Below are 12000 nucleotides of genomic sequence, written 5' to 3' on the forward strand. Positions count from 1 at the left end.
GAGTGCGTAGATTCACAATGTCAGGGCGATTTTGGCGACAACTTTCGCTCGGAAGGGAGCTTACCGTCGTCTTCGGAATGACCGGCAGTACAAGTTTCCGGACCGGGCCTTCATACCTGCCAGACAGTCAAAGAGAACCCGAAATGATTTTCTCCATGCGGGTCGCCGACGAGAAATTGAAGACATGTCCAAGCAAACCGGTTTGCTCCACCGACACAGGTTCGAAACCCATGCGTTCGTAGAGCGACTTTGCTCTTGTGTTTTTGTCTATGACGTCGAGCCGGACACGTTTCAAACCGCGCTCTGCGGCCAATTCGAAAATGCTCTTCAGCAGAGCTTTGCCGATTCCCTGCCCGCGAGCAGATTCGCTTACAAAAATGCCGTCCATCAACAGACATCCGGGCTCAGTCTTGCGGTCGAGCAATTCAAGCAACAGGCCGCGCCAAAACCCTCCAAAGGGGCCATATGCGGCGCGAAGATCCGCGAATTCGCCGCCGGCAAACGCCCCTGCATCTGTCTTGAACCCGACAAGCCCCAATAGCGTTCCGTCCGGTGCGGTCGCGGAAATCGCGTAGTCCGGATCCAGGACGGCCTTGAGAAAGCCAAGCGCCTTTTCTTCCGGCCCAAGGACATTTTCAAGCTTCCCTCGAAACGCCGACCAGAAAAGCCTGGCCGCGGCGTCCCTTTGGCTTTCTGGAAAACCTGCTTTCAAGCTGAAGCCGGACACGCGCGCAGCAACTAGCGAAGCACGACCGCAGTGCCGGTTGCGCTGACCATGAGCATCGACCCGTTCTGGCCGACGGTTTCGTAATCCAGATCGACACCGATGACTGCGTTCCCGCCCAATGCCTGGGCTTGTTGGCACATTTCCTCGATTGCGATCTTGCGCGCCTTGGCCAGTTCTTCCTCATAGGCACCTGAACGGCCCCCGACAATATCGCGGATCCCGGCAAAAAGGTCCTTGAACAGGTTGGCGCCCAGGATAGCTTCGCCCGTCACCAGACCCCTGTAGTCGATATCCTTGCCCTGGACCGTGTTCGTCGTCGTCACCAGCATGCCGGTTTCCTTCAATTCAATGCAAATCAGATTAAGCCCGACATTTTTGCCTGATTAGAAGGGCGCTTTAAAGTGCGGAGTGCTGATTAGCGTCGTCTTTCCAACGCGACATGATGGATGAGCTATTCCCGCTTCCCCGTCACCCATTCAATTACAGAGAGGAACGGCTGCGCGATGGCGACCGCGCTTGCGACGGACGCATAGCCAAGCGTGGATTTGAGCCCGTAAATATCGACAAGACCGGACAGGCCGACACCCTGTTTGCGGAGCGACCCGCCGTCGAAAACCACGGTGCCGAGCGCGAGCAGGAACAGCACGATCGGAAGGACCCTCGCAAGCACTTCCAGACCGTTCACATTTCCGCCGCCGGTGGTGGCCCAATACAGAAGATGCGCACCCGTGATGACAAAACAAAAGGCGAGAGCTTTGACAAACCCGTCGCTGCCACGAATACGGTGGAATGTGTAACCGAACAGGAACCCGGCAACCGCCCAAAGCGTGAATGCGTTCAAGAATCGCGATGCAAAAGACAGGAACGGGGACGTTTCGCTGCTGGTTGCCAGGATATTGTATCCCGGATCGGTCAACACCCATTTCAGGAACGCAAGGACGCCTTGCGGGTTGTCGATCGTGCTTATCGAAGGGGCCAGCGGCAGAGCAAGTTGCATCACGAACGCAACAACAAGGCCGTAGAGCGCTCCCAAATAAGCATTTTCCAGCGGCGTGTCGCGCGGACCAAAATCAAGCACCCAGGCTTTCGCCTCTTCCGGAAGCATGCCAAGCGCCTCGCTGGCCTCACGTTTGCGCCAGGCCACCCGGTTGTTGCGGACCCGGTAGTCGAAATCGGAGATCTTGCCCGATGTAAGTTCCTTGCGCGCCGTTTCTGAAAGTTGGGCGCATAGCCGCATTTCCTTGCGATAGTCGAGCAGCTTTTTCGCGATGTCTGTCGGTCTGGACTCAATCAGCTTGTCGAATTGCGACGGGTTCAGCAAAAGCAGATTGAACGCAAACCAGCCCAGGACCATCAGGGGGACGATGCTGATCGGATTGAGCTGCCAAACGGCGACATAACCCGAAAACGCGGCTGCACACACAAGGAAGGTCACTGCCGGCGGGTTGAACGGATTGTCCGGCAGGACCCGCTTTCGATTGACGGACCAAAGGACCGAATATCCCGCCAGAAGCGCAATAACGGGGCCGTATTTCTGGAATGTGCCCATGAGCTGGTTGATTGCGCTGTTGAGCTGATACTGATCCAGCGATCCACGAGTTGCGAGCGGTGCAACAATGAAGATGGCCAGCAAGATGAGAGTTGGCCAGCGGAAAGAATGCTTGAACCAGCTTTCGCACTTACCCGGCAGGAGTACCTCGGCGATGCTCGCAAAGCCGTCAAGAATGAGGACGACCAGCACAAAGAGCATGATGTAAGGCGAGTATAGATCCCCGACCGCGACCAGCCAGCTGAACCCGGAAAACAAGAGGTTGTGTGTGTTTCGGTTCCATATCTCAACAAGTGCGACGCCCTGGTTCAGAAGATCGAACATGGGCGGCAGCAGGATCAGGAAGAAGATCAGCAAGGCCGTCCGAAACACACCCTTGCTGCTGCGGCGTGTGATGCTTCGTTGCACCAACCAGACCGTCATCCAGGACAACGCCAGGACACAAAACGACCAGTCCAGCACAGCGGCGATGAGCTTGAGCATGTAGGCCGGTGGACTTGCCAGAATGTCGGCGAATTGAGGAAATTGCATCAACCAGTTGAAAACCTGATGACTTAATCCAAGGTCCCGCAACCCACTTTGGTCACTGAGCAGATAGATACCGACTGCAATCAGCACCAGGGTCAGAACTCCGGCGATTATTTTGCGAACCACCGCCGGCGCAAGCAGGTTTCCATCCACGTTCATGAGCGCGGGCCGCATGAGAACCACTACCATCAGCGCAACAGGTGCCGCGAGGTTCTGCCCGAGAGCGCGATAGAAGGCCAGATCGGTCAACACGACATCCAGGCCTGACAAATCAAGCAGCCAGCGCGCGGTTTCCGTCATCACAGGCTGGACTGCGTAGGCAATCCCGAAAATCATGAGCGCATTCAGCCCGGCCTTGGCGCGAAGAGAGAGCGTTCTGTCGATCGATGCCGTTTCCGGTTGCGATACGACATAGCGCATCAGTGCGACAGGCAACACCGCCGCAAGGGCCCACATCAACCACAAGATACTTCCGGGCATCAGCTGAAACAGAGTTGTGGCATCCGCAAAAACGGAAATGGACGTAGCCGACGTTTCTGAGCGAAGCGCGTTTTCCGCTTCCCCGGTCCGGAACGGACCGAAGACGTGCAGGGACGTGACACCTCCGCCCAATGCGCCTGCCCAGCTCCGGCTTTGAGAGACGATCGCCGCTTCGGTCTTCCCGTAAATGTCCATATTGGCGCCGAAACCGTGCAAATCGAGCCGGTCTCCGGGCAAATGGGGAAAGCTTGCACCGCCATTCCCGCTCAGGCTGAACAGGGCTTCGTCAACGCTATAGCTCGTGGACAGGTAACTGCAGCCTGGTAACTGATCCTCCTGGCCAGCGGCTCCTTCCCTGACCTCTGCCGTCTTGTGTGTGCTTAGATAATCGACGTGATCATGGCGGCCAACCTGTGTCTGAAACAGGCGCGCCACCCAAATTTCACCAGACAGGAAGCGGCCCCTGGCGCGCATGGACGGCGCGCTGAGATAATGCTCCGCAGGCAAACAGGCTGACGCATCGACCCTTATCGTTCCCGTACCGGGGTCATTTGTTGCAACAAGCCGGCGAAAGAACGCCGGACGCCGTGTTCCATGCGCCGCGATCTGGACCGTTTCCGTTCCACCGGGCATTTCATAAAGCGCAAGGCCGGCAAGGTGGTCCCGATGATAGACATGCGTGTCATCCGCCGCGAAGACTTCGTTTGGGTCGAATGGCGAAAAGGGGGGAATGGCCGCCAGCCCAACCTCGCGCCCGTCCGGCAACGCCCAGGACCCAAGAGGGTGCGTTGCCTGCTCGCTCGCCGGCCCCGGGACAGCCATGGTGCTGAGTTCGACACGGCGCGGAGCAGCCCCAAAGAGTGGATTTCCGATTTCCCGGTGGTCCTGGCGAAGATCAAACGCCGCGTGCGAACTCAGCGAGCCGAACGGGAGCCAGAGACGGCTTTCATTCGTCGATACATGAACGACGTTGTGAAGCGGCTGCATTGGTACGTCATGAAACCTGACCAGCCGCGTGTGACTCTTGCGAACGGCAACTCTTTGATTGTTGACGAAAAGATGGACAGTTTTTCCCGGCGTGACAGCGACAATGAACGTCATGCGCTCATAACATTCCGTTGCCCTTTCGGGTGGAAGATAGGCCGACGTCACAAACAAAGGGCCGACATCGCTGCCAACGCTTCTCGCAACACGGCCACGGCACCGGTCCTCCGTTGCGACGATAATCGGTGCTTCCGCCCTAAGACCGATCAGCGTCTGAGCACGCCGGAAAATGGCCGTGTGCACTTCGAACAGGACAAGCAGAAGGACCGACGCCAAGACGGGCATGATCAAAGGGACAATATTCCGGCGCAATGCATGCAACATGTTTCGGCCTTTCGGCGCGCATGTTTTAAAAAACTCAATTAGCTAACGTTCGGTAAGGTTGCAGCAGAACGCAAGGAAAATCAACGTTGAGCACTGGCTAGCAGCTGCAGCAACTTTTAATTGTTTATCGGGTTGCGCTCATTTCACTAGGCTGCTTTTCGGGAAATGTCCTGTCCGCGGTAACTCAATGCTTCGGCGAGATGAATGCGGCCGACCCTGTCTTGCGCATCGAGATCTGCGAGCGTGCGCGCAAGCTTCAGAACACGGTGGTAGCCACGTGCGCTCAAACGCAGCTTCTCGGCGGCATCGCGCAAAAAGACCAGGCCCAGTTCATCCGGTTGAGCCATCGTTTCCACGACCGACGCCGGAGCCTGTGCGTTGGTGCGGCAGACAATACCAAGATCAAAGAAGCGCTTTTCCTGAATGCGGCGTGCATCCGCGACCCGCGCGGCAACCGCAGCCGATGGTTCGGATTCAGCCGGACCAATCAAATCGGACGCTGTGACGGCCGGTACATCGATCCTGAGATCGATGCGGTCCAGGAATGGTCCGGAAACACGGGCCTGGTATTCGCTGACACAGCGCTCTCCCCGGCGGCAGACATGACCGGGCTCACCCGCATGACCGCAGCGGCACGGGTTCATTGCGGCAATCAACTGGATGCGCGCGGGATAGGTGACGCGGTGGTTTGCGCGTGCAATCACGGCCTCACCCGTTTCCAGCGGCTGCCGAAGGCTGTCGAGAACCTGCGGATTAAACTCCGGCAACTCGTCAAGAAACAGAACGCCATTATGCGCCAGCGAGACTTCGCCCGGCCTGGCACGAAACCCCCCGCCCACCAGAGCCGCCATGGAAGCCGAATGATGCGGTGCCCGGAACGGGCGGCTGTCTGTCAGCTTGCCTTCCGCCAGTTCCCCGGCAAGCGAGGCAATCATGGAGACTTCAAGCAATTCGCGCGGCGTGAGTGGCGGCAATATGGACGGCAACCGGCTGGCCAGCATTGATTTTCCAGAGCCAGGCGGGCCGGTCATCAGCAGATTGTGACCACCGGCGGCAGCAATTTCGAGCGCGCGCCGCGCGGTTTCCTGTCCCTTGACCTCTGATAGATCGGGCAGCTGTCCGCCGGTTCCCTGCAGCTTGGCCGCCGGACGCGAAAGCACCTGTGTACCTTTGAAATGATTGGCAAGCTGGATGAGAGAGCGGGGCGCGAGGATATCCATGTCCCGGTCTGCCCAAGCCGCTTCGCTACCGCTTGCTTCCGGACAGATCAGCCCTTTACCGAGAGCGTTGGCGCCCATTGCCGCCGGAAGTACGCCCGCGACCGACGCCAAAGTGCCGTCCAGTCCGAGCTCACCCAGCACGACATATCCATCCAGGAACTCACCCGGAATGGCACCGATCGCAGCCATGACGCCGAGGGCGATCGGCAGGTCGTAATGCGATCCTTCCTTAGGCAGGTCTGCCGGTGCAAGATTGACGGTGACACGTTTGGCCGGAAGGGCGAGGCCGGACGCCGACAGCGCCGCCCGGACCCTTTCGCGGCTTTCGGCAACCGCCTTGTCGGGAAGGCCGACGATCGTAAAAGCGACCATGCCCGGTCCGACGTGTACCTGCACATCAACCGGAACGGCTTCAATTCCCTGAAAGGCAACAGTCGTTACCCGGCTGACCATGTCCCAATCCTCTACCCAGAGCTGTATTCTGACCGAAGCATAGGCAAGCGGGAGAATCAAGAACAAAAATGGAACAGCTGGCCAGGCGACGCGCGTTGATCCAGATTCAACTGGCTTTTGTGCGCGCTTCTTCCGCTGCCGACGTCTCGCAGGGGCATCCCGAGCGCCGGATACAACAGATCCTTCGTGGCCAAGGGCAAGCTCTGGGTAAAAAACAATGTGACACAGCTCACAACTGTGCGGGAATCGCCCCACACCAAGCATTCGCGGTGACATCCGTCACAGAAAACTCCGCGGCGCGAAGCCATGTCTATTGCACGACATCAAGGACAACAGGAGTAATCGAAATGCCACATTTTAAAACCTGGAACGACGGAATTTACCACGTAAACGCTGCGGAAGAGACCGTTCAACAAAACGGCCGTCCCGGCCAACTCGACGCGATCATGGACAACCTGAACGACGACCTCCGTGACGTTTTGGATGAATATTTTGACGAAGACGGTGACGACCAGTCCTGGGACCTGAGCGACGACGATTCATTCGATATGGAAGATATCGATGCGGTCCTGGACGCCGACATCGACGCAATTGCCGGCCTGGAAATGGGCGAATTTCAGGATGATTTCGCTTTTTGATCTGCCGCACATGAAAAATCGATGGGCACGCCGTTGAACCGGCAACGGTTGTTTGCCCGTGCGGTGCCGATTTTCAAGAAGCGTAGATGCGCACCGTGCCGCCGGTTCCTGAATAGCCGGTTGCACCCGCAAGAACCTGATCCAGATAGAGCGGCATCTGGAAATTTTCGCTGGTGGTCAGGCCATTTGCCTCCAACCACTCAGAAACAAGCTCAATCATTTTATCCGGGTCTTTTTCAAACATCGCCCGGCAGAGTTCCGTATCGAGCTGGAGTTCATCATCATTCGTTTTATTGGTAACGATCATAAGCACATCACATCGCAGAATACAATCATAGCGTGCTATTATGATGCCTGCTATCTCAGCGAAAGGCCAGCACATTGCAGTTATGTGCACCAGCGCCACCATAATTCGGTGTTATGGCTGAGCAGCTGGAACACCACGCTCCTTCGGACTGAACAGCGCAAGCCCGCAGCACAAAAGTCCCGAAACAACGAACAGCATCGGATGGCCCATCACCGGGATCGTGAATCCGCCCAGTACAGGCCCGACCCCCTGACCGAGCGAGATCAGAAAGAAGGTGAGGCCGAACCCGATAGACGGCGCTTCCCTGAAAATGCGCATGCTCCACATGCCGAAAAGCGCGGTCATCACGATGAAACCGGATCCGAAAAACGCCGAGGAAATGTAAATCCCGTGCGGAATTTCGATCAGATACGGCAGCGTGGCAACCGCGGAACCGACGACGAGCGCCAAAATCCAGTAAGTCCTTTGCAAGCCCCACCTGTTTACCAGGCCGCCTGCGAAGCAGCCGGTGACACCGGCGACGCCAAGCACGATCCAGAACAGGATCGCATCGTTCGACTGTCCAGTGAGCATCCACAGCAATTCAACGGCGTACGTCCAATAGACTGCGGAGAAAATTCCGAACAGGAACGCGGCAACAAACAGTGGCCTTGCGGCCCGTTGAAGCAGAAATCTCGGCGAAATGGCCGCCTTCGCATTGGCAGGCCGTGGACTGTGTCGCGGCAATGTCCAGTAATTCCAGAAGGTTATCGTCAGAGCAAGGCTTGCAAACAAAAGCCAGGCAAGGCGCCAGTCCCCACCGGCAAAAAGCGCCAGCGGACCTGCAAAGGCGACACCGAAACCTGTGCCGGAATTGATCCAGGCATAGATGGTGTTCTGACGGCTGGGTTCGGTATGTCTGACGATCACATCGGAAAAGGGAGGATACGCAAGACCGGGGCTGGTTCCGGCCAGGAACACACCGAAAGCCAGGGTCCAGGCGTCCGGAGCAACAGCAATCGTCGCCATACCCGATGCGGCGGCAAGACCGCCCAGCAAAATCGGGAGCCTCGGTCCGAACCAGGTCGACAATCCGGATCCGAGAAACGTCGCCATCAGGTAGCCGGCATACGACAGTCCCGCGATCAAACCGATCGTTTCAGTGGACAGGCCGAACTCCTGCCGGAACTCCGGGAGAAACAGGCCAAAACAGTATCTGGCCAGTCCATATGTCGCGGCAACGATCGCCAGTCCCGCCGCCGTCAGGCCACGGGCTCGCATCACATTTTCATACCCGGCGGGAGAGCTGGAAGTGAAGTGTCTCGTCATCGGTAAAGGTCTCGCCGGTAATCTCGAAATATCCGCCATGCTCTCTGTAATGACGATATTGTGTATGCGTGAGTTTCAGGCAGAAGTTGGATACGTGCAAGTTTCTTCCGTTGATTGTGCTCGAAAACTCTTCCCCAAGGACAGCGACATGCGTCATTTCGTTCTCACGAAACGGCACTGGCAGCAGAAAAAACCGGTTGAGCGTCGGGACGGAACTGTCGACATTTTGCTCAAAAGCAATCCTAGAAAACCGGCGCATGGCAGGGTGGGCATAAAAATATGGAATACGTCCCAGGTGCCTTGATGCGTATAGCTGGCTTTCGGACAGGAGCAGATCCCCAGGCCTTGCGATATTGCGCAACCAGTCATTGACGACGAACGGGTCGTCATTTCCTTCCTGGAAGCCAAGCATCGTGATGACTGCCGCCGGTGCGCCGTCCTCGACCACATTGCTCAGCCGGAACTCCTCAAAGGAACACGTCACGAACTCAAGCGGAAGATCCGGGAAACCAGCTTTAAGCGACTGGCGCATATGGGCGACCGACATCGGGTTGATGTCGACCGCGATGTAGCGGTCGATCACGACACCCAGATTGCGAAGTGTTTTCAAGATGAATCGGGTCTTGGTCGGTTCAGGTCCAAGTTCAACGTAAATCAGCGGTTTTCCAGCGAATTCCGATGCGATTTGGGCGCAGCTGCGGCACAGCGCGTCCTTGAAAGACGTACCGTCATCGCTCAAGCGGCCAAGCGTATCCGATTCAACTCCGGCCTCGTTCAACTGGCGCATGAGCTGGAACACCTCGTCCAGATGTCCCGTTGCGCGTGTCTCTTTTCCGGTATTCGTATATTTGACGCGATTGTCCTGCGTAACGATCCGATCAAGGCTGAACTCCGTATGGGAGGCAATGGCCCAATGCACCCTGGATTGCAGCGACGACGCGGGCGATGTCGCCACATCGAGATCAGGCTTGTCGACTTTGAACGCGAGAGTCATGACGGATACCCGTTTTGGTGAGAGGAATTCCCGAATTACGGGATTTTGACCCATACATAAAATTTATAATTGAAGAACTTCATAATAGAACGTTATGCTCCGGCCCAAGAGGAGATGCTGGCCGGGGCCCAGACCGGACCAGGACACAGGCGGGATGACGCACCATGACCATCGGCCGTTTCAATATTGAGTTGCTCGAAGCCTTCGTTGCCGTTGCGGAAGCGGGAAACGTCACGCATGCGGGCGGCAAGCTGAACCGAACACAGCCCTGCGTAAGCACGCAGCTCCGGCGCCTTGAAGAGCGGGTCGGCAAGCCGCTCATCGAGCGGACCGCACGCACCATGAACCTCACGCCTGCCGGACGCATACTTTATCAGCATGCAACGGAAATCCTGAAGTCGCACGAAGAAGCCCGGTTGAGACTGTCTGCACCGGAATTGACGGGTACGGTTCATGTCGGTTTGCCCGAATGGTTCGCGACTGGCCAGCTGCAATCCATTTTTTGCAATTTCGTGCGCATTCACCCGAACGTCAAACTTGAAATGACGGTCGCGGACAGCGCGACATTGCACGACATGCTGTCGGCCAACGAGATCAATCTCGCGATCGCCCTCGTAACCCCTGCCAAGCCGGAACCGGCCGGTGTCGTTGAGGAACAACTGCACTGGGCCGTCAGTGATGCCTGCACGCTGAGCGATCCGCTGCCGCTGATCCTGTTTCCCGAACCCTGCCCCTTCCGTGAAATCGCGTTCCGGGCGCTCGCAAGTGCGGGACGCCAATGGTACGAGCGGATCACAACAACGAGCGTTGCCGCGGCACAGGTGGCCGTTACCTCCGGCGCCGGTATCTGCTGTCTGCCGTCCGGCGCCATACTGGAAGGTTTCAAGCTCCTGAAGGATCAGGACGGGTTTCCATCGCTTCCCGCAACGCAGCTCGCCATTTATACGCCCTCCAAGGCCCAGTCGCCGATCGTCGATTACCTGGAAGAGCATTTGAGCGAACTGCTGCGCAACGCCATTGCGCCGCGCTCGGCACTTGCCGGCAAAAACCAGCCGGATTTACGGGTCGTCTGAGGCCGAAAGCTCCACGCCTTGAGCGCGAGATGAACCCTGCCAACATGGCATTGATAGAAATTTTGACTGGTAATTTTAACGGGCAGCATGCAGCATTTCCCCGGGTTAACTGTCGGAAGGATCTGTCATGTGTGATTTGTGCGTCATCAATTCCGTGAAAAACCGCATGTTGTCGCGGCGGGACTTTTTCAGGGCATCCGCTGTGAGCGCCGGTGTTGCGGCGGCCGTGGCAACCACAGGCGCGATGCCGGCCATGGCGCAGGCACCAGCTCAGATCACGGATATGACCCATGAGCTTTACGAGACCTTTCCGACCTATGGCGGTGACCAGCAGTTCTTCAAGGAAAAGATCTTCGATTTCGCCAAGGACGGTTTCAATCTCTACAACCTGACCATCAACGAACACACCGGCACGCATATGGACGCGCCGCTGCACTTTTCCGAGGACGGGCAGTCCGTCGCGGAAATCCCGGTCGAAAACCTCGTCGCACCGCTCTGCATAGTGGATATCAAGTCAAAAGCGACCGAGGACGCCGATGCGCAGGTTACGCCGGACGACCTGAAGGCCTGGATCGCCGCCAATGGCGACATTCCGGAAGGGGCCTGCGTCGCCATGAATTCCGGATGGGGCGTGCAGGTTCCGACCGACAAGTTCCGCAACGCCGATGAAAACGGAGTGATGCATTTCCCGGGCTTTCACCTGGAAGCCGCGCAAATGCTGATGGAAGAGGCCAACGTCGTCGGTCTTGCCGTCGACACGCTGTCCCTCGACTTTGGCCCGTCGCCTGATTTCGCGGTCCACTATGCCTGGCTGCCGAGCAACCGCTGGGGCATCGAATGCATCGCCAATCTCGATGCACTTCCGGCGAAGGGCGCGACGTTGATCGTCGGGGCGCCAAAATTCCAGGGTGGCACCGGGGGGCCGTCCCGCGTGATGGCGATGGTTTGAGCTTTTACCCTGCGCTGTCCCGGGCTCGACCCGGGACCTGGGCACATTGGAGTTCAACGTGGCTTGGGCGATCTCCGCTCACGCCGCGACGAGTGTTCGCAACAGTTTTTTTCTTGTCATTCCTGCGAAAGCAGGAAACCAGTAAACGCATGTCCTGCTGCCTAACGCACACAGGGAGTACTGGATCCCGGCCTTGCGCTTCGCGCCAGCCGGGATGACAACTTTCTGAGCCCTTAGCTTGCGAAGATGGCCTTGACCCCGGACCAGGTCCGGGACGGCGTTTTTGTTCACGCACCGCGTCCCATCCGAGAGCGACGTGCGACGTTGTAATGAGTGTGCAATTGGAGATGGTCCGCGGCCTGACCTGAGACCTAGGCATGTTGGAGTGTGCCACGGTTCAGGCGAT

General features: G+C 57.5%; 10 protein-coding genes. 3 read left to right on the forward strand and 7 right to left on the reverse strand.

From position 1 onward, the window contains the following. Window positions 1–127: 127 nt before the first annotated feature. The 4 genes from Q0915_RS19200 to Q0915_RS19215 form a co-directional block, all read right to left on the reverse strand. The gene (locus Q0915_RS19200) at window positions 128–727 is read right to left on the reverse strand and encodes a GNAT family N-acetyltransferase (protein ID WP_299477326.1); all 600 of its coding nucleotides are present in this window, start codon (window positions 725–727) and stop codon (window positions 128–130) included. Between the two features lie 11 nt (window positions 728–738). Next, entirely contained in the window at window positions 739–1056 is a 318-nt protein-coding gene (locus Q0915_RS19205) for a heavy metal-binding domain-containing protein (RefSeq protein WP_299477329.1), read from the reverse strand. 122 nt (window positions 1057–1178) lie between these two features. Then, window positions 1179–4652 carry a hypothetical protein gene (locus tag Q0915_RS19210; RefSeq protein ID WP_299477332.1) on the reverse strand — a complete coding sequence of 1158 codons (3474 nt, stop codon included), beginning with the start codon at window positions 4650–4652 and terminating at the stop codon, window positions 1179–1181. 146 nt (window positions 4653–4798) lie between these two features. Further along, entirely contained in the window at window positions 4799–6325 is a 1527-nt protein-coding gene (locus Q0915_RS19215) for a YifB family Mg chelatase-like AAA ATPase (RefSeq protein ID WP_299477335.1), read from the reverse strand. Between the two features lie 68 nt (window positions 6326–6393). On the opposite strand from Q0915_RS19215, the gene Q0915_RS19220 reads away from it, so the two are divergent. After that, the gene (locus tag Q0915_RS19220; RefSeq protein WP_299477338.1) at window positions 6394–6963 is read left to right on the forward strand and encodes a hypothetical protein; all 570 of its coding nucleotides are present in this window, start codon (window positions 6394–6396) and stop codon (window positions 6961–6963) included. Between the two features lie 73 nt (window positions 6964–7036). On the opposite strand, the gene Q0915_RS19225 is transcribed toward Q0915_RS19220, so the two are convergent. From Q0915_RS19225 to Q0915_RS19235, 3 genes are all read right to left on the reverse strand, one after another. Beyond that, complete coding sequence (locus Q0915_RS19225; protein WP_299544391.1) at window positions 7037–7270, reverse strand: hypothetical protein; 234 nt, start codon at window positions 7268–7270, stop codon at window positions 7037–7039. 111 nt (window positions 7271–7381) lie between these two features. Next, the gene (locus tag Q0915_RS19230; protein ID WP_299477344.1) at window positions 7382–8578 is read right to left on the reverse strand and encodes an MFS transporter; all 1197 of its coding nucleotides are present in this window, start codon (window positions 8576–8578) and stop codon (window positions 7382–7384) included. Then, window positions 8538–9572, reverse strand: coding sequence for an L-histidine N(alpha)-methyltransferase (locus Q0915_RS19235; RefSeq protein WP_299477347.1), 1035 nt, complete (start codon window positions 9570–9572; stop codon window positions 8538–8540). The genes Q0915_RS19230 and Q0915_RS19235 overlap by 41 nt, the downstream gene beginning before the upstream one ends. Before the next feature lie 164 nt (window positions 9573–9736). Here Q0915_RS19235 and Q0915_RS19240 point away from each other — a divergent pair, with 164 nt between their 5' ends. Continuing rightward, window positions 9737–10645, forward strand: a complete 909-nt coding sequence (locus tag Q0915_RS19240; protein WP_299477350.1) for a LysR family transcriptional regulator — start codon at window positions 9737–9739, stop codon at window positions 10643–10645. 127 nt (window positions 10646–10772) lie between these two features. Continuing rightward, window positions 10773–11594 (forward strand): cyclase family protein, encoded by an 822-nt coding sequence (locus Q0915_RS19245; RefSeq protein ID WP_299477353.1) that lies wholly within the window; start codon window positions 10773–10775, stop codon window positions 11592–11594. Window positions 11595–12000 lie beyond the last annotated feature (406 nt).

The sequence above is a fragment of the uncultured Roseibium sp. genome (genome assembly GCF_947494555.1).
GTDB lineage: Bacteria > Pseudomonadota > Alphaproteobacteria > Rhizobiales > Stappiaceae > Roseibium.